17 protein-coding genes are annotated in these 18,717 nt (G+C 62.5%); 10 read left to right on the plus strand and 7 right to left on the minus strand.

Annotated features, from left to right (window positions below; all coding sequences use genetic code 11):
• Nucleotides 1-3: 3 nt before the first annotated feature.
• A complete protein-coding gene (locus AAFN55_RS01515) occupies nt 4-603 on the minus strand; it encodes a biotin transporter BioY (protein WP_347797122.1) in 600 nt (199 codons plus the stop codon).
• A gap of 199 nt (nt 604-802) precedes the next feature.
• On the opposite strand from AAFN55_RS01515, the gene AAFN55_RS01520 reads away from it, so the two are divergent.
• From AAFN55_RS01520 to AAFN55_RS01565, 10 genes are all read left to right on the plus strand, one after another.
• A complete protein-coding gene (locus AAFN55_RS01520) occupies nt 803-2,035 on the plus strand; it encodes an ABC transporter substrate-binding protein (protein WP_347797123.1) in 1,233 nt (410 codons plus the stop codon).
• A 113-nt stretch (nt 2,036-2,148) separates the two neighbouring features.
• The gene (locus AAFN55_RS01525; protein ID WP_347797124.1) at nt 2,149-3,042 is read left to right on the plus strand and encodes a branched-chain amino acid ABC transporter permease; all 894 of its coding nucleotides are present in this window, start codon (nt 2,149-2,151) and stop codon (nt 3,040-3,042) included.
• Nucleotides 3,042-4,829, plus strand: coding sequence for a branched-chain amino acid ABC transporter ATP-binding protein/permease (locus AAFN55_RS01530; protein ID WP_347797125.1), 1,788 nt, complete (start codon nt 3,042-3,044; stop codon nt 4,827-4,829). Before AAFN55_RS01525 ends, AAFN55_RS01530 begins: the two co-directional genes overlap by 1 nt.
• Entirely contained in the window at nt 4,826-5,563 is a 738-nt protein-coding gene (locus AAFN55_RS01535) for an ABC transporter ATP-binding protein (RefSeq protein WP_347797126.1), read from the plus strand. Before AAFN55_RS01530 ends, AAFN55_RS01535 begins: the two co-directional genes overlap by 4 nt.
• 25 nt (nt 5,564-5,588) lie before the next feature.
• Complete coding sequence (locus AAFN55_RS01540; protein WP_347797127.1) at nt 5,589-7,199, plus strand: AMP-binding protein; 1,611 nt, start codon at nt 5,589-5,591, stop codon at nt 7,197-7,199.
• 37 nt (nt 7,200-7,236) lie between these two features.
• A complete protein-coding gene (locus AAFN55_RS01545; RefSeq protein WP_347797128.1) occupies nt 7,237-7,455 on the plus strand; it encodes an acetyl-CoA carboxylase biotin carboxyl carrier protein subunit in 219 nt (72 codons plus the stop codon).
• 20 nt (nt 7,456-7,475) lie between these two features.
• Nucleotides 7,476-8,993, plus strand: a complete 1,518-nt coding sequence (locus AAFN55_RS01550) for a carboxyl transferase domain-containing protein (protein ID WP_347797129.1) — start codon at nt 7,476-7,478, stop codon at nt 8,991-8,993.
• A 99-nt stretch (nt 8,994-9,092) separates the two neighbouring features.
• Complete coding sequence (locus AAFN55_RS01555) at nt 9,093-10,712, plus strand: carboxyl transferase domain-containing protein (RefSeq protein ID WP_347797130.1); 1,620 nt, start codon at nt 9,093-9,095, stop codon at nt 10,710-10,712.
• Nucleotides 10,709-12,703 (plus strand): acetyl-CoA carboxylase biotin carboxylase subunit, encoded by a 1,995-nt coding sequence (locus AAFN55_RS01560; protein WP_347797131.1) that lies wholly within the window; start codon nt 10,709-10,711, stop codon nt 12,701-12,703. Before AAFN55_RS01555 ends, AAFN55_RS01560 begins: the two co-directional genes overlap by 4 nt.
• Entirely contained in the window at nt 12,700-13,473 is a 774-nt protein-coding gene (locus AAFN55_RS01565) for an enoyl-CoA hydratase-related protein (protein ID WP_347797132.1), read from the plus strand. Before AAFN55_RS01560 ends, AAFN55_RS01565 begins: the two co-directional genes overlap by 4 nt.
• Before the next feature lie 30 nt (nt 13,474-13,503).
• Here AAFN55_RS01565 and AAFN55_RS01570 read toward each other — a convergent pair whose 3' ends face one another.
• From AAFN55_RS01570 to AAFN55_RS01595, 6 genes are read right to left on the minus strand one after another with little or no spacing between them, the layout of a single operon-like run.
• Nucleotides 13,504-14,313 (minus strand): AraC family transcriptional regulator, encoded by an 810-nt coding sequence (locus AAFN55_RS01570; protein ID WP_347797133.1) that lies wholly within the window; start codon nt 14,311-14,313, stop codon nt 13,504-13,506.
• Between the two features lie 42 nt (nt 14,314-14,355).
• Nucleotides 14,356-15,150, minus strand: coding sequence for an SDR family NAD(P)-dependent oxidoreductase (locus AAFN55_RS01575; protein ID WP_347797134.1), 795 nt, complete (start codon nt 15,148-15,150; stop codon nt 14,356-14,358).
• Nucleotides 15,147-15,932 (minus strand): SDR family oxidoreductase, encoded by a 786-nt coding sequence (locus tag AAFN55_RS01580; protein WP_347797135.1) that lies wholly within the window; start codon nt 15,930-15,932, stop codon nt 15,147-15,149. The genes AAFN55_RS01575 and AAFN55_RS01580 overlap by 4 nt, the downstream gene beginning before the upstream one ends.
• Nucleotides 15,929-17,134, minus strand: a complete 1,206-nt coding sequence (locus tag AAFN55_RS01585; protein WP_347797136.1) for an acetyl-CoA C-acyltransferase — start codon at nt 17,132-17,134, stop codon at nt 15,929-15,931. The genes AAFN55_RS01580 and AAFN55_RS01585 overlap by 4 nt, the downstream gene beginning before the upstream one ends.
• Nucleotides 17,127-17,867 (minus strand): GntR family transcriptional regulator, encoded by a 741-nt coding sequence (locus AAFN55_RS01590; RefSeq protein ID WP_347797137.1) that lies wholly within the window; start codon nt 17,865-17,867, stop codon nt 17,127-17,129. Before AAFN55_RS01590 ends, AAFN55_RS01585 begins: the two co-directional genes overlap by 8 nt.
• Nucleotides 17,864-18,715: a 3-hydroxyacyl-CoA dehydrogenase family protein gene (locus tag AAFN55_RS01595; protein ID WP_347797138.1), complete on the minus strand. Its 852-nt coding sequence runs from the start codon at nt 18,713-18,715 to the stop codon at nt 17,864-17,866. The genes AAFN55_RS01590 and AAFN55_RS01595 overlap by 4 nt, the downstream gene beginning before the upstream one ends.
• Between the last annotated feature and the right edge of the window lie 2 nt (nt 18,716-18,717).

The raw sequence follows: 18,717 nt of genomic DNA on the forward strand, positions 1-18,717 counted from the left end.
CCGTCAGCGCATGCGATCGACCACCCGCCACGCGGCGGGCGCGGCGATGGCAGCGATGGCGAGCTTGAGCGCATCGCCATAGAGGAACGGCCAGAGGCCATACTCCAGAACGGGCTTGTCCCAGCCGATCAGAAAGCCGAGCCATAGAATGCCGGGAACATAGAGGGCGACCGTTCCCGCCGCCATGGCAAGGGCCATCCCGGGAACCGAACGCGACCATCCGCGGCGCGCAAGCCAGCCCGTCGTGGCGGCGGCGAATACAAAGCCGACCAGAAATCCGCCCGTCGGTCCCGTCATGTAGGCAAGTCCGACGCCGCGCTCGGGTGACCCTGCGAAGACCGGCAAACCGGCAGCTCCCTGCATCAGGTAGAATAGTACGGCGGCAACAGCCAGACGCGGCCCGAACGCGACCCCCAGAACCAGGACGACAAGGGTCTGGAAGCTCATGGGAACCGGATAGAACGGTATCGCCAACTTGGCCGAAAGCGTGAGCGCCAGAGACCCCGCGGCAACCAGCGCGATCTTGCCGGCTGTGCCGCGGAGGGCGGCATGCTCGAATGCTTCGACCAACACGGGATGGCGCGATGCGGTGAAGACGGTCATGAGTGCTCCTCCTGAGACAACGATCCGGTTTTCCGCAGAATACCGTCCTCACAAAGCACGCGACTTGTGCAGATTGGCTGTAGGCAACAGGCACTCCGATAGCGAATTTGCGCAAGTCCCAACCAAGTTTGCGCCTCATACAGTTCCGCCAAACATGTGCGGAAAACGCATCGGCTTTGTCGCATCGGAGGAACACGACATGAACAATGGATTCGGAAAAATTTTCGGCGCTTCCATCGAGCGACGCAGCCTTTTGAAAGCCGGTGTCGGCACTGCCGCAATGCTTGCGATGCCCGGAATCGTCGGACGGGCGTTCGCGGAGGAAGACCTCAAGATCGGCTGGGTGCGTCCGCTCACCGGTCCGCTCGCCTCCAGCTTCGCGGCGCTCTACGCGGCGGGCGATATCGCGCTTGAGGAGATTAACTCGGCCGGTGGTGTTCTGGGCCGCAAGCTGGTGAAGGTTGAAGTGGACGATGCGGGCGCGCCAGCGAACGAGCCGATCGTGATGCGCGAACTGATCAATCAGGGCGTCAAGTTTGTCGTCGGGCCCGTCGGAAGTTCGCAGACACTTGCCTCGCTGGCGGTTTCAACGCCTGCGAAGATCATCCAGTGCGGCTACATCACGGCAAGCGAGGGCGGTGACGGCACACGATATCCCTATCACTACCAGTGCGGCTATCACGTCAGTACGCAGGCGGTGAAATATGCCGAGTATCTGGCCAAGACTCCATTCAAGAAGATCGGCGTTCTGGTCGAGGATTCGGCGGCCGGAACGTCGGTACTGGCGGCATGCAAGACCGAACTGCCGGCAAAGGGCCTTGAGCTCGTGGGAGAGCAGATTTCGCCATTGCGTTCTACGGACCTCACGCCATTTCTGCGCGCCCTGCGCAGCGCGGGCGCCGAGGCGCTATGCTGCTTCGTGTCCAACAATATCGATGTGACGCAGCTTTTCGTCGGCCTGCAGCGCTTGAACTGGAAGCCAACGGTGGTCGGCCATACGGGCCTCGTCTTTGCCTCCGCCGATCAGGCGGTGCCCGCTGAAGCCCGCTATCCTGACGCCTACGCTGCGTCCTATCAGGCGCTGACCTTCGTGGAGGGCGAGGAGCCGGATGCTCGCGTCAAGGCCTATGTCGACAAGGTGCTTGGCTTGGGACTTGCACCCGGTTCTCTGCCACCGGCAGCCACAAGTCCGTACTACGACTTCCTGCATGTGCTGAAACACGCAATCGAGGAGACGAAATCCGTCGATACTGATCGGGTGAAGGCCTATCTCGACACATTGAGCGGCTTTGACGGCATCTATGGCAAGATCAATTTCACGGCGGAAAACCACACTTGTTATGGTCCGGAAGCTGCGGCGATGGCGCAGGTCTTCGCGCCGGAAAGTCCTCTGCTTCTCTCGTCCCAGGGCCTGTTCAGGCCACGCGGCTAGATCGCTCTCGCGCGCTTCGGGCGCACACGGGACGATCCAACACTTTGCTTTGGGCGTCGGATACGAAATCCAGGTTTCGATCCGATGCTTCAGGCGGCACAGGAAAATCCGACATGCTTCTGGATGACTTTCTCGCCCTGCTTGTAAACGGCATCGCCATCGGTTCGATCTATGCGATGGTCGGCGTCGGGCTCAACATCGCCTACAAGCCGACCAACGTGTTCAATCTCGCGCAGGGCGAGTTCGTGATGCTGGGCGCCATGCTCGGTTGGGTTCTGATGACGCAGTTTTCCGTGGGCTGGGTCGTCGGGTCTGCTGTGATCATGCTTGCAATGGGCCTTCTCGGCGCATTCGAGGAACGCGTCGCAGTTGCCCCGCACTTCAAGGCCGGCTCGCATCATCATGGCTGGCTGATCAGCACGCTCGCCTTTTCGATCATCATCATCAACATCGCCGACCAGGTCTTTCACGCCGACCCGCGCTTTGTGCCGCCCATTCCGGGCTTGAGCCTCGACACCAGGTTTCTCGGTCCGATATCCTTCAACACGCATCAGCTTGCCGTCGTCGCCGTCGTCGTGCTGAGCATTTTCATCGTCGAACACATCTATCGCAAGACGCTCGTCGGTAAGGCGATTTCGGCCGTGTCCGAGGATCGCGACGGAGCGCGCCTGAACGGCATCAATCCGTTCCATCTCACCATGCTGTCCTTCATGGCGGGTGCGGCCTATTGCGCGTTCGCCGGCATTCTGGCCGCACCGCTCGTTCTGGCCAGCACCTCGCTTGGCCTGCTGCTTCTAGTGAAGGGGTTCATGGCGATGGCGCTTGGCGGCGTCGGCAGCAATTGGGGCACGCTGCTCGGCGGCATCTTCATCGGCTGCATCGAGAGCCTGAGCTCGATCATGCTGACCACCGGCTACCGGCAATTGCTGCTTCTGGCGGTACTCCTGCTCGTCCTGCTGATCCGGCCGTTCGGCTTGTTCGGCAGCGCGCCGGGAAGGACTGTCTGATGAGCGCGCAAAGCCTGCCGCAGGCCATCCTGCATGGCCGTTTTCAGATCAGCCCGACCGTCATATTATGCATCATCGCGGCGGGTGTGCCGATCGCGCTTGGCTTCGCCAACAGCTACTACACCACGCTGTTCACATTCGCTGTCATCTACCTGATCGCCTCGATGGGGCTGAACGTCCTGACCGGCTACACCGGCATCATCTCCATCGCGCATGGCGCTCTGGTCTGCGTCGGCGCCTATGCCGCCGCCATCGCCACCGTGAACTATGGCTGGAATTTCTGGCCCGCCGCCGTTCTTGCCACCGTCACGGGCATGTTCTTCAGCGTTCTGATGGGATTGCCCGCGCTGCGCTTGTCCTCGTGGTATTTCGTGCTCGTCACCATCGCTTTCACCATGATGGTGCCGGGAATGCTCGTCGACCTGCGCGACTTTACCGGCGGATATTCCGGCGTCATAGGCGTGCCCTCGCCGGAGATTGGCCCCATCACCGGACAAGGCGGCTTCTTCGCTATTCTCATCGTCGTTGCGGCACTGCTCTGGTGGATCATCGCAAATCTCATCGACTCGCGCATCGGCTGGGCCCTCCACGCGCTCAGGGACGGCAATGTCGGCGCAGAGGCGAATGGTGTGTCGTCCGCCCGGATGCGCCTCTTTGCCTTCGCCTTTTCGGGCGCCTGTGCGGGTCTGGCGGGTGCGTTCTACGCGGCCGCCAAGATCGTGGTCACGCCCGAAGAGTTCTCCTTCGACTTCTCGATCCTGTTCCTCTTCATCGTCATTCTGGGCGGCCCTGGGCGGCTGGCGGGCCCACTGTTCGGCGTTCTGGCATTCTACGTCCTGCCCGAGCTTCTGACCGTCCTGCGGGAGTATCGCATGATCGTGTTCGGAGCGGGCCTGCTTGCCTTCTCGGTGTTCCTTCCTGCCGGCCTGGCCGGTGGTCTGCATGCGTTCACCCGACGTGGACGCACAAGAAAGACCGTCGCATCCCGCGGGTCGGAAGCAACGCAGGAAGCCAAGGCCGTAGAAGGTGCGGCGCTCACCGTAGACGGGCTTTCGAAGAACTTCGGTGGATTGAAGGCGCTCAACGACGTGAGTCTGCACGCCAGCAAGGGCAGCATCCATGTGATCGTCGGCCCCAACGGGTCGGGAAAGACCACCCTGCTCAACATCGTGTCGGGCTTCTATCCGGCATCGGGCGGCACGATCCGCCTTGACGACAAACCGTTGGTGGGTCGGTCTCCGGCCACGATTGCAAGCTTCGGCATTCAGCGCACCTTCCAGACGCCGAAACTTCTCGGCGAGTTGACGCTGCTCGAAAACACCTGTTTCGGCGCTTACACGCGAGAGAAGGCGACGACCTTCGAGATTGCTTTGTCGCTGCCGCGTGCTCGCCGCGAAAAGCAGGAGATCGTCGCGGAGGCCCATCGGCTCTTGAGGCTGGTTGGCCTCGATCATCTGGACGATCTGCCAGCCGCCGAACTCACTCATGGCCAGCAGCGCCTGGCCGAGATTGCACGCGCGCTGATGGCGCATCCAAACATCATCCTTCTCGATGAGCCAGCCGCCGGACTGTCGCTTGGCGAACTCGACCGCCTCGGCGATCTACTCAAGGAAGTGCGGCGTCTCGGCATCACGCTCGTCATGGTTGAGCATCACATCGACCTCGTGGCCAATGTCGCTGACCATGTTACCGTGCTCGATCGCGGAAGCGTTCTGGCATCCGGCACGCCGCGCGAAGTGTTCCAGAACGCGGCTGTCATTGCCGCCTATATGGGTGGCGCCAAATGACCCGGCCGGAAACGATTCTCGAAGTCAAGAACCTGTCCGCCGGGTACAACGCCGTGCCGGTCATCCACGATGTCAGCCTGAAAGTCGGTCGTGGCGAGGCTGTGGCGCTTCTGGGAGCCAACGGCGCGGGCAAGTCCACCCTGTTGCGTGCGATTTCCGCCCTGATCCGGTCCAGCGCGGGAGATATCCTGCTGATGGGAGAGTCCATCGCCGGGCTCAACCCGGAAGCGATCGTAAAAAAGGGCTTGTCGCACGTTGCGGAAGGCCGCCGCATCTTTCGCAAGCTGAGCGTTGCCGACAATCTCGAGCTTGGCCTGTCGCGCATGGCGCTGTCGCGCGTGGAAACCGGCCAACGGTTCGAGGAGCAATACGCGCTGTTTCCCATCCTCAAGGACAAGGCCGGCGATCCTGCGGGCTCGCTGTCGGGCGGACAGCAGCAGATGCTCGCCATTTCGCAGGCTCTCATTCGAAAGCCCGCCGTCGTCATGCTTGACGAGCCGTCGACGGGACTGGCGCCCATCCTCATCGAGGAAGTCTTCGACAAGATGGGGCAGATTCGGGCACAGGGCGTGTCAATCCTGCTTGTGGAACAGGTGGTGGAGCGTTCGCTGGAGTTTGTCGATCGCGCCTATCTGATCCAGGGTGGCCGGATGATTGCCGAAGGCCCTCCGGAGGACCTGAAGAACTCCAAGGCGATCCGGCAGGCCTATATGGGCGATGTATCGATTGCGTGAGAGCTTAGAGCAGGACAGCGACCCGATGAGCACGGATTTTTTCGATACGCGCGTGCCGACCGCGAACGACTGCGTGCTCCGCAACCTCCTGGAGCGCTGGGATCGTGATCGACCGGAAAAAACGTTCGCCCGCTTTGCCGATGGTTCGTCCTGGACCTACGCGCAGACACTTGCCGAAGTCAGGAAAACGGCGGCCGGTCTTCAGGCGCTCGGCGTAGGGCAGGGAGACCATGTCGTCAGTTGGTTGCCGAACGGGCCGGATGCCATCCGCGTGTGGTTCGCGATCAACTATCTGGGCGCGGTTTGCGTGCCTATCAATCTGGCCTATCGCGGCAAGATCCTCGAGCACATCATCGACAATTCGGATGCGCGTGTCATGGTCGCCCATGGGGACCTCGTCGGACGGCTGGCCGGCGTCGACACCGCAAGGTTGGAGACGATCGTGTGCCTCAAGGGCGCAATCGACGGCCTCTCCGGCCTACGCCTGCGCGACGAAAGTGCACTTGACGGCGATCCCGCCGCCCTTGAAGCGCCATCGCGCCCGATCATGCCCTGGGACCTGCAATGCATCATGTACACGTCGGGCACCACCGGCCCGTCCAAGGGCGTGCGGTCATCCTATGTGCATCTCTACTCGGTCTCGGCCGAGCCCTATTCCTTCATGAGCTCTGACGATCGCTATCTGGTCAACCTTCCGCTCTTTCATGTCGGCGGCACTGTTTCGACCTATGTGGCGCTCATCCGCGGCGGTTCCATCGCGGTCGTCGATGCCTTTTCAGCGTCCACCTTCTGGGAGGTCATCCGCGAGACAGGGGCAACGGCGGCGACACTGCTCGGCTCGATGACGCCGCTGATCAGCAATGGCCGCGGCGGCTCGGCGGATACGTCGCTGCGCGTGGCGCTCATGATCCCGCTGGTCGAGGATGCCCGGGCGTTTGGCGAGCGTTTCGGTTGCGAGATCTACACACTCTTCAACATGACCGAGATCAGCGCGCCGATCGTCTCCAAGGTCTATCCGGAGCCGCTCGGCACATGCGGCAGGCTTCGCGAGGGAAACTTTGCCCGCATCGTGGATGCCAACGATTGCGAGGTCGCACCGGGCGAGGTTGGCGAACTTGTCGTGCGCGCGGACCGGCCATGGGCCGTTTCGGACGGCTACCACAAGGATGATGCCGCCACCGCCAGAGCGTGGCGTAACGGCTGGTTCCATACGGGAGATGCCTTTCGTCAGGATCAACACGGCAATTTCTTCTTTGTCGACCGAATGAAGGACGCCATTCGGCGGCGTGGCGAGAACATCTCATCCTTTGAGGTGGAAGCAGAGGTTTCCGCCCATCCCGGCGTGCGCGAGGCGGCCGTTGTCGGTGTCCGCGACGGCATCGGCGAAGAAGAGGTCATGGCCATCGTCGTGGTGGGCGACGACCATGCCTTCGATCCGGTGGAGTTCATCGAATTTTTGACGCCCAGGCTGCCCCACTTCATGGTGCCGCGTTATGTGCGCATTGTGGATGACTTGCCGCGCACCCCGACCCAGAAGGTGCAGAAGAACCTGTTGCGCGACCAGGGTGTGACCGAACAAACATGGGACCGTGAGGCTCATGGCATCCGCCTCAAACGCCAGAAGCTTGGTGCCTGACGGCCGCGAAGCGACTGAAATCCAAGGAGAAACTGGCATGGCCATCTCGATCAAATCCGAAATCGCCGGCGTCGTGGATGCCATCGAAAAGCACGAAGGCGACACCGTGGCGGAGGGCGATGAAGTCATCATCCTCTCCAGCATGAAGATGGAAATTCCGGTTGTCGCAACGGCTTCCGGCCGTATCGGGTCCATCGCGGTCAGCACCGGTGAGACCGTGACGGAGAGCCAGCTTCTCTTCACCATCGAGACGTGACCTCGCGGAGTGGCAGTGCGTTGACCGAAAAGAAGCAGATACGGGCGGAACTCGCCGCCATTCTCGATGCGCGTGCGAATCTTCAGGATGCGGCTCGTCCCGGTGCGGCAGCAAGACAGGCAGGCCGGGGACGCTGGACCGTGCGACAGGCGCTCGATGCCATCGCAGATGACGGCAGTTTCGTAGAATATGGCGGGCTCGTGCGGCCCGTCTTCGCGGACATGGACGGACCGGCTGACGGTCTGGTGATGGGTACCGCACGCGTCGACGGCCGGTCGGTGAATCTCGTCCTGTACGACTACACGGTCTATGGCGGCTCCCAGAGCTACATGAACCACATCAAGATCTCGCGCATGTTCACGCACGCCAAAAAGCTTGGCCTGCCCGTGATCTGTTGGCTCGACGGTGGTGGCGCTCGCCCTCAGGACGGAGCACCGGGACGACGATTGGCACCCGAGACGTTCGTGCTGTTCGCGCAGCTTTCCGGTCAGGTGCCGACGGTCGGCATCGTACCGTCACGCGCCTTTGCCGGTCACGCCAACCTCGCGGGCATGTGCGATTGCCTGATCGGCATTCGCGACGGCGCGATCGGGCTTGGCGGGCCGCCGCTTGTCGAGGCCGCAATGGGTGTGAAGCTGAAGCCGGAAGAAATCGGTCCGCTGGATGCTCATGTCGCGGCGGGCGTGGTCGACATCGTCGTCGAGGATGAGGCCGAAGCGATAGCAGCCGCCAAGCGCTATCTCGGCTATTTCGGGGCGCGTTCGACCGAGGTGATCGAGCCGAATGTCGAGGTGCTTCGGGAGGTCGTGCCGGAAAACCGCCGGCGCGCCTACGATGTGCGGCGCGCCATGGAGGGTATCTGCGACGTTGGCTCGATTCTGGAACTGCGTCGCGACTTCGCCAGGTCCATCGTCACGGCTTTCGCCAGGATCGACGGTCGCAGTGTTGGCGTCGTCGCCAACCAGCCGATGCATCTTGCCGGATCGATCGATGCGCAGGCGGCCGACAAGGCGGCGCGTTTCACGCAGATATGCGATGCGTTCGGGATTCCGGTCTTGCTGCTTTGCGACACGCCCGGCCTGATGGTGGGGCCGGATTCGGAAAAGACCGGCATCGTGAGACGCAGTGCGCGGTTGCTCACCGCCCTTGCGAATGCGCGTGTGCCGATCATGACCGTGGTGTTGCGCAAAGCCTATGGGCTTGGCTTCTATATCATGGGATCGCAGGCTCTGAGCCCCGCCGTTCTGCTCGCCTGGCCGGGAGCGGAGTATGGCGGCATGGGCCTCGAAGGTGCGGTTCAGATCGCCTACGGGCGGGAACTCGAAGCCATGGAGAACGAGGACGAACGCGCCGCGCGCCGCGCGGAACTGCTTGCCCAGATGCAGCATGCGGGTTCGTCTCTCGAAACCGCAGCGCGCTTCCTTTACGATGACGTGATCGACCCGGCCACGACGCGCGATGTTCTGAAAAACACGCTCGAAACGTTTCCTGAAAGCTCGAGCCTTCCCCCGAGGCGCGCCTATATCGAGCCTTTCTGAGATCGGCACGACATACAGCCAGTGGGCGCAAGAACCTGGGGCGGGCGATTTCTACTGTTCTTTGAGCACGTTTGGGACTGTCAGGAGTTTGAAGCCGGGATGCCGTTGATCCAGTCCACCCTTTCCAAGAGCAGCGAGACATTTCGCAAGAATGGCTCCGACATGCTGGCGCTTGTCGGCCGCATGCGCGAGATCGAACAGCGCACCCGCGATCGTTCGGCGCGCTCCAAGGAGCGTTTCGAGGCCAGAAAGCAGTTGCTGCCGCGTGAGCGCGTTGCGCTGCTGCTTGATCCGGGCGCGCCGTTCATCGAGCTTTCGACACTTGCGGGCTGGTGCTGCGACACACCGAACGAGGATGAGACGGCTCCCGGCGGCGGCATCATAGCGGGCATCGGCGTCGTTTCCGGCGTACGGTGCATGGTGAACGCCAGCGACAGTGGAATCGCTGCCGGCGCGTTGCAACCTTATGGGCTCGACAAGCAATTGCGCGTGCAGGAAATAGCGCTCGAAAACCGTCTGCCCTATATCCAGCTTGTCGAAAGTGCCGGCGCGAACCTGATGGCCTACCGCGTCGAGGATTTCGTGCGCGGCGGTTCGATGTTCCGCAATCTGGCGCGGCTCTCCGCGGCAGGGCTGCCGGTCGTGACGGTGACGCACGGCTCTTCGACGGCGGGCGGTGCCTATCAGACGGGCCTTTCGGACTATATCGTCATGGTTCGAGGTCGAACCCGGGCCTTCCTGGCCGGGCCTCCGCTTCTCAAGGCCGCTACGGGCGAAGTGGCGACCGAAGAGCAGCTTGGCGGCGCCGAGATGCACACATCCGTTTCGGGCGTCGGCGACTATCTGGCGGAAGACGATCGCGATGCGATCGGTATCGCACGCAAGATCGTCGCCGATCTCGGCTGGGAGCGCGTCGATGATGCCGTGCCGCTTGAGTGGAACGAGCCGCTATCGTCGCCCGAGGAGCTCGTCGGCGTCGTGCCTTCTGATCATCGCCGTCCCCTCGACATGCGTGAGGTCATTGCACGGCTGGTCGACGGGTCGGATTTCCTCGAGATCGGAGCCAATTACGGTAGTGCCACGCTGTGCGGCCATGCCCATATCAAGGGCCAGGCCATCGGCATCATCACGAACAATGGACCGCTCGACCCGGCCGGCGCGAACAAGGCAACCCATTTCATCCAGCTCTGCTGTCAGTCGGGAACGCCGCTTCTCTACCTGAACAACACGACGGGTTTCATGGTCGGTCGCGCCTACGAAGAAGCCGGGATGATCAAACATGGATCGAAGATGATCCAGGCGGTGACCAATGCAACCGTCCCGCAGATCACCATCTATTGCGGCGCCTCCTATGGTGCCGGCAACTACGGCATGTGCGGGCGCGGCTTTCATCCCCGCTTCTGCTTCTCCTGGCCGAACGCGCGCACTGCCGTGATGGGTGCGGATCAAGCCGCGGGAACGATGGAGATCGTAGCGCGTGCCGCTGCCGAACGGCGTGGCGCTTCCGTCAGCGAGAGCGATCTTGCGGAGCAACGCAAGCGTATCACCGATCTGTTTTCAGGTCAGATGAGCGCCTTCTATACCAGCGCGCGGCTTCTGGACGATGGTGTGATCGACCCGCGCGACACCCGCGAAATTCTTGCCGAAGTGCTCGATATTTGCCTGCGTGGCGACCGCCGTGCGGTGCGGCCCCTCCAGTTTTCGGTGGCACGCCCATGACCGCAGCAATGCCAGGCAGTGCAGCGGCAACGCCTTTCACCAGCATCCTCGTCGCCAACCGTGGCGAAATCGCATTGCGTATCATGCGAACCGCCAAAGCGCAGGGCTACCGCACCATCGCGGTCTATTCGACGGCCGACGCCGATGCGCGCCATGTGCGCCAAGCCGACGCATCCGTGCTGATCGGCGAGGCTGCGCCGCGCAAATCCTATCTCGACATCGAAAAAATCGTGGCGGCGGCGAAAGCGTCGGGTGCCGAGGCCGTACACCCCGGCTACGGGTTTCTGTCCGAGAATGCTGCCTTCGCGGACGCCTGCGCCGAAGCAGGACTGGTCTTCATCGGACCGTCCGCCGATGCTATCCGCCGCATGGGCGACAAGTCGGCCGCGAAAGACGCCATGCAGGCAGCCGGCGTGCCGTGCGTTCCCGGCTATCAGGGTGACGACCAGAGCGAAGAACGGCTTGCGGCGGAGGCGGAGAAAATCGGCTTCCCGGTGATGATCAAGGCGGTGGCGGGTGGCGGTGGCCGGGGCATGCGTCTGGTAACGCAGGCGGACGAGTTCGTGCTCGCGCTGCGTTCGGCGAAATCCGAAGCCAAGGGTGCGTTCGGTGACGCGCGCGTGCTTCTGGAAAAAGCCATCACGCGGCCGCGCCATGTCGAAATCCAGGTCTTCGGCGACCGCTACGGCAATGCGATCCACCTTGGGGAGCGGGACTGCTCCGTGCAACGCCGGCATCAAAAGGTCATCGAGGAAGCGCCTTCGCCTTTCGTGACACCCGATCTGCGCCAAAGGATGGGCGCGGCCGCCATCGCGGCTGTGCGGGCCATCGGCTACGAGGGCGCAGGCACGCTGGAGTTTCTCGTCGACGAGAGCGGCGAATTCTACTTCATGGAGATGAACACCCGTCTGCAGGTCGAACATCCTGTAACCGAGGCAATCACCGGGCTCGATCTGGTGGCGTTGCAGTTGCGGATTGCGGCTGGACTGCCGATCGGCATCACGCAGGCCGACGTCTCGTTCAGCGGCCATGCCATTGAGGTGCGGCTCTGCGCCGAAGATCCCGAGCGCAATTTCATTCCCCAGTCGGGCCGCATTTCGCTCTGGCACATGCCCTCGGCCTTGCGCGTGGAGGATGCCCTCGAAACGGGTGCGACGGTTTCGCCTTATTATGACTCGATGGTCGCCAAGATCGTCAGCCATGGGGCAACGCGCGACGAGGCGCGGCGCAAGCTGATCGCGGGTCTGAACGAGGCCGTCATTCTCGGCATCAAGACGAACCGCGCCTTCTTGGCCCGGGCGCTTGCCCATGAGGTTTTCGCACAGGGCGCGGCAACCACCGATTTCGTTCCCGTTCATGGCGGTGAGCTTCTTTCGCAAAAGGAAACGAGCCCGGACGGTATCGCGCTGGTGGCCGCGCTCTTGTGGTTGACCCGCGACGGGCGTCCTGCCGCAATACATGCGCTGTCTCACACATTTGCGGCGCCGATGCGCTTTACCCTCGATGGTGAGGACGTCGCAGCCGAAATCACCTTCGACCCGAGGGACGGATTCGTCGTCACATCCGGAGGGCATGCCACGACGATCCGCATCGATGCGCTCGATGGTGTGAAGGTTCGCTTCCGGCTCGGCGATGTGGGCGATCATGCGTTGTTTGCCTGGCAGGACGGCGTGCTGAAATTCAATTGGCGCGGGCGCGACATGACCGCCGAAGATAAGACCTACGTGGCAGAAGCAAGTGCTGAAGCCGGCGCTGGCGATGGCCTCCTGCGTGCCTCGATGACTGGACAGGTCATGCTGGTGCATGTGGCGGAGGGCAACGCCGTCGATGCCGGGCAATCGCTGGTCACGCTCGAGGCGATGAAGATGGAACATGCGCAGAGCCTGCGCGTAGCGGGCACCGTGAGCGAGATTCTCGTCGCCAAGGGCGATCAGGTCAGCACCGGACAGGCACTGATGCGCATTTCGCCAGGTGGGGAGGCGAGACAATGAGCGATTTCGTTCTTTCGCAAAAGCGCGATGCGGCTCTGTGGATCACGATCAACAGGCCGGAAAAACGCAATGCTTTGAACGATGACGTCATCGCCGCCATCATGGATGCCTGGCGTGCCGGAGAGGCCGATGACGAGGTCCGCGCCATCGTTCTGACCGGCGCTGGCGAAAAGGCGTTTTGTGCCGGAGGCGATCTCCAGCCGGGGCAAGGCTTTGCCTTCGATTTCTCCCGGCCGAATCTTCTGTACGCCGATATGCTCCGCATGGCACTCGCCTCCACCAAGGTCAGCATTGCGCGTGTGAACGGGGCGTGCCTCGCAGGCGGCATGGGCCTCCTGTGCATGACGGATTTCGCCGTGGCGACGGAGACGGCTACCTTCGGGCTGCCGGAAGTGAAGATCGGCGTCTTCCCGATGCAGGTCCTGACGCTTTTACAGCGCGTGGCGCCGCGCCGTATCGTGGCCGAGTGGTGCCTCACCGGAGAAACTTTCAGCGCGGACGACGCTCTTGCGTTCGGTCTGTTGAACCGAACGGCAAAAGCGGACGCACTCGACGAGGAAGTCATGCGGCTTGCAAATCTGGTCGCACAACGTTCGCCAACCGCCATACGCCGCGGAAAATACGCGTTGCGCGCACTCACGGACATGACGCTGGAGCAGGGGCTCGCCTACACTGAATCCCAGATCATGCTTCTTGCCCAGACGGAGGATGCGAAGGAAGGCCTGGCCGCCTTCGCCGAAAAACGCCCCCCACGCTGGACCGGCAGGTGATCGCCCGGCACCCGGCTGAAGGACATCGCGTCAGCGGTCCGGGCCCTGATAGCCCTGCCCGGTGAAAATCTCCATGGATCGCGACCCTTCAAGCAGTGATCGCGGCTTGAGACCGTAGATCCGGCGGATCGAGTGACTGAAATGCGTCGAGTCGGGATAGCCCAGATCGAGCGCCAGATAGGTCAGATTGCAATGCCGATTGGCGTGGTCGAGGAATTTCCGCGCTCGTTTCCACATGCGATAGGACCGGAAGCGCAACCCCGTCTGCTCCTTGAACAGATGCAGGAAGCGTGACATCGACAGGTCGTTGGAAAGAGCACAGGACTCGGCAGACAGGTTGACGTCGTTGTCCTTGGTCCTGAACTGGCTCAGCGTGCGGGCGATGCGATCGTCCAGCTTGCGGCCTTCGAGAGGTCCGTTCAGAAACAGCGCATCGAAATCTTCCGTCGTGAAAGCGTTGTTGTCGCGCGTCGATTGCAGCCAGCTTTTGGCCTCGCGCACCGATTTCACGATCAGTTCGCCACCCCGTGTCGTGTTGACCTGACGTTCAAGCTCACGCAGTTGTCGCTCGGACACAGTCTCGGGCTCGATGCACACGGTGGTAATAAGATCCGCCTCCGCGGAGAGCATGTGCGAGGTATAGGCCGGCACTGCCGCAATCGTCCGCTCGTGCCACGTCTTGCCGTCATAGGAAAGCTTGAACGTGCCGACCGGCGCCACGTAGATGGTGAACGATCCCAGTTCACGCGGCCTATAAGAGTTGCCGAGAAGCCCATTGTAGAACATGCGATTGTGACCAATCATCATGACATTGGGATTGCCGTTTCCGAACTTGTGCATGTCATTCTCCTCCCAGAATTTCTTGCCGTGGATATGGTTTCGTCAGGTCTTGTGCGCTGGGTCCATCCTTCGCTGGAGCTTGGCCATGCCGCCGATCCAGCGTTCGTAGTTTTCCGCCTTGTTCTTCATATACTGCCTCACATCGGGATGCGGCAGGATAAGAAAACTGCCAGCCTCGAGCTCCGCCAGCGTGAACGCGGCGACATCTTCGGCAGTCATCACGCCGTCGGTCGCCTGCGGGCCTTCCGGCAAGCCCTTCAGCATCGGGGTATCGACGCCTTGCGGGCAAAGAACCGAAACCTTCAGGCCGTGGTCGCGATGGGTGATGGCAAGGTTCTCCGCAAACCCGATCGCGGCGTGTTTCGTCGTGGAATAGACGGCACTTCCAACCTGCGTGAGAAGTCCGGCCGCCGAGACCGTGTTCAGGAAGCCACCGGCGCCGCGGCGCCTCATCAACGGAACGAGTATGCGCGCGGCGTGAACATGGGCCATCACATTGACCGTCCATGCCTTGGCCCAGACGGCATCGGACGCTTCTGCCGCATTCTCGAAACGATTGTCGAAGCCGGTGGCGATGCCTGCATTCGAGCAGAAGAGGTCGATCGGCCCGATATCGCGCTCGACTGTCTCGATGAGGCTTGCGATCTGAGCCCCGTCCGACACGTCGCATGTGAGTGCATGACCGCCAATCGACGATGCGACGGACGCAGCACCCGGTGCATCGATATCCGAGACGACGACTCCTGCCGCGCCGGCCTTGGCAAAAGCCTCGCACAGCGCCCTGCCTATTCCGCTGGCTCCTCCGGTAACGACGACGATCTTGCCCTTTACATTCATCCGCCGCTCACCCCCGAGATAGTAACGCCGCCATCGACAATGAGGGTCTGGCCGGTCACATAGGCACCGGCCTGCGACGACAGGAAAAGTGCGGCACCGGCAACCTCGTCCGGCTCGCCCATGCGGCGCAGCGGCGTCCGCGTGGCGTAGCCTTCGGCCGTTGCCGGGTTGTCCCAGAGCGCCTTTGAGAAATCGGTCTTGATGAGACCGGGCGCAATGCAGTTCACGCGGACATTGTCGGGGCCGAATTCGACCGCAAGGTTCCGGGCCATCTGCATGTCCGCGGCTTTGGAGATGTTGTAGGCGCCGAGAACGGCGGAACCGGTGATTCCGCCGATCGACGAGACGATGATGATCGCGCCCGAACGACGTTCCCGCATCTGCGGTGCGACCATGGAGATCAACCAGTGATTGGCAATGATATTGTTGTCGAGCACCTTGCGGAACTGGTCGTCCGATATGCCGCCGAGAGGACCGTAGTAGAGATTGGTGGCGGCGTTGCAAACAAGGGTGTCGATCGACCCCCAACGTTCGCAAACGGTCGTCACGAGGTGCTGGAGACCTGCGCGGTCGGAAATGTTTGCCGGTATCGCCAGCGCCCGCTCTTCCCCATGGCGCTCATTGATGGCCGACGCCACCGCGTCGCATGCCTCCGCCTTGCGCGACGAGATCGTCACGCGTGCGCCGGCCTCCGCCATGCGCTCCGCGATTGCCCGGCCGATACCCCGCGATGATCCGGTGATCACGGCAACCTTGCCTGAGAGGTCGAAAAGCCCGCTCACGAGAATATCTCGAACAGACCCGCCGCACCCATGCCGCCGCCAACGCACATGGTGACCACCCCGTAACGTGCCCCACGACGCTTGCCTTCGAGCAGGAGGTGCCCCGTCATGCGCGCGCCTGACATGCCGTAGGGATGGCCGATCGCGATCGCGCCGCCGTCGACATTGAGCCGCTCGTCCGGGATGCCCAGCCGGTCCTGACTGTACAGCACCTGGCAGGCGAAAGCCTCGTTGAGTTCCCAAAGGTCGATGTCGTCCACGGTCAGCCCGTGCTGCTTGAGGAGCTTTGGTACGGCGAAGACGGGACCGATCCCCATTTCATCGGGTTCGCAACCGGCGACCGCCATGCCGCGATAGGCGCCGAGCGGGGAAAGACCACGACGCTCGGCCTCGCGGGCCTCCATCAGGATCACCGCCGAAGCACCATCCGAAAGCTGGCTGGCATTTCCGGCCGTGACGTATTCGCCCGCGCCAAGCTCCATCCCGCCCTTGAAGGCGGGTTTCAGGGCGGCGAGATCTTCGGCCGACGTCTGTGGTCGCGCGCCTTCGTCCCGGCTGAGCGTCACCTCGCGGTCCGATACTGCCTGCGTGATCTTGTCGACAACGTTCATCACGGTGGTAAGCGGGACGATCTCTTCATCGAAACGACCGGCGGCGGAAGCAGCTCCGTTGCGTTGCTGGGATCGAAGCCCGTAGGCGTCCTGACGCTCGCGGCTGATACCATAGCGCCGAGACACCATTTCGGCGGTTTCCAGCATGCTCATATAGATCGTCGGTACGCGCGCAACGAGGTCGGGATCGGCAGCGCGGTATGTGTTCGCGTGCTCGTTCTGCACCAGCGAAATCGATTCCACGCCGCCGGCTGCAACCACCGTCATTCCATCCGCAACGATTTGTTTGGCTCCGGTGGCGATCGCCATAAGGCCCGATGCACATTGGCGGTCGAGACTCATGCCCGCCACGCTGGTGGGAAAGCCGGCGCTGAGCGCGGCCTGCCGGGCGATGTTTCCGCCCGTCGAGCCCTGTTGCATGGCGGTTCCCATGATGACGTCGTCGATGTCCTGTGGCGCAACGCCTGCCCGCTCTGCAGCATGGCGCAATGCGTGCCCGCCAAGCGCCTGGGGCTGCGTGTTGTTGAAGGCGCCGCGATACGCCTTGCCGATGGGAGTGCGGGCGGTCGAGACGATAACGGCTTCACGCATGGTCGGAATCCTCGTGACTGTAACTGGATGAAGGATCGGTTCGCTCCGGCGCGAAGATCGCGTCCGGGGCCTCTCGCATGGCTTCGATGCTGCGCCTTATGTGCCTGCGTCCGGCGATTTCCGCGGCAGTGCCATCACCAGCCAGGATCGCCTCGGCCATGAGCTGATAATCGGAAAAGCGGTCCGCACGGGCAGTGCGCAGATGGGTGCGTATCAGATGAACCTGGAAGCTTGGCAGCAAGCGCCTCAACTCGTCATTGCCGCCAATCTGCGCCATCACGCGGTAGAAGCGGTTGCGCGCACGCACGAGATCATAGGAGTCGCGCTCTTCGGAAAAGGCCGCCAGTGCCTCATACGCAGCCGTGAAATGGGCGCGTACTCCGGGCGCGTCGATGGTTTCGGCCGCCAGCCTCGCCGCCAACCCGATCATTACCTCCAGCACGACGAGAACGCTCTGGGCGTCACGGCGTGTCAGATGCCTGATCTGCGCACCGCGAAACGCGTGAAGGGCGACAACGCCCTCGGCCGCGAGGCGCTTGATGGCTTCCCGCACGGTGCTGCGGCTCACCGCGTATCGTCGCATCAGGTCGGGCTCGACGAGACGCTGGCCTGCAACATAGCGCCCCTCATAAAGGCCGCGCACGATATCGCGAACGATTTGGTCGGACGAGCTCAAGCGCGCCTGTCCCGTGGCGCCGGCGCCGGCCTCGTCCTGTCCGGGCTTGTCGATCACCTGCGCCAGCCTTTCCGTCCGCGCCCGCCGACATAACCGGCCTGTATGCGCTGCTTGAGAAGAGGACGCGGCCGGAAGCGTTCGCCATAAGCGTCGAACATGATCTGCTGGGCTTGCAGGCAAAGGCTGGACGTCGTCGCATCCATCAGCTCGAACGGTCCCATCGGATGACCGAGGCCAAGCTTGCAGGCGAGGTCGATATCCTCCGGCGTTGCAACACCTTCCTCGACCAGCCGTACCGCCTCGATCATCATCACATGCAGCAGGCGGTTCACGGCGAAGCCGGTTACATCCTTGATGCGGATCGGCTGTTTGCCGACAGCGGCGCAAAGCGTCATCGCGAACTCGACGGTGGCTTCCGACGTATCGAGCGCGGGAATGACCTCGACCAGCTTCATGCGGGAGACGGGCGAGAAGTAGTGCATGCCAACGAAGCGCCCGCGCCGCGCTTCCGTGACGTGCGAAGCGAGCACGGTGATGGGGATCGTGGAGGTGTTTGTGGCGATGATGCAGGAGGGCGCGCAGGCCGCGTCGAGAGTGGCCAGAACCTCGGCCTTGACGTCCTCACGCTCGAAAACGGCCTCGATCACGATATCCCTGTCGCCGAATTCCGAAAGGTCGGTGGTGGTACGGATCGCGCCCAGCACCTCGGCCTTCCGGCTTTGCTCGTAAGCGCCTTTTGCAGCACCCTTGTCGTAGATGGTGGAGAGCCTGTCGACGGCTGCATCCAGCACCTCGGCGGTTCGGTCGGACAGGATGACGCCGTGCCCCGCCAATGCGTGGACGAATGCGATCTCCGCGCCCATCAAACCGGCCCCGACAACTCCGACCCTGCTCTTCGTGGTCACGA

It is taken from the genome of Mesorhizobium sp. CAU 1732 (assembly GCF_039888675.1).
Lineage (GTDB): Bacteria > Pseudomonadota > Alphaproteobacteria > Rhizobiales > Rhizobiaceae > Aerobium.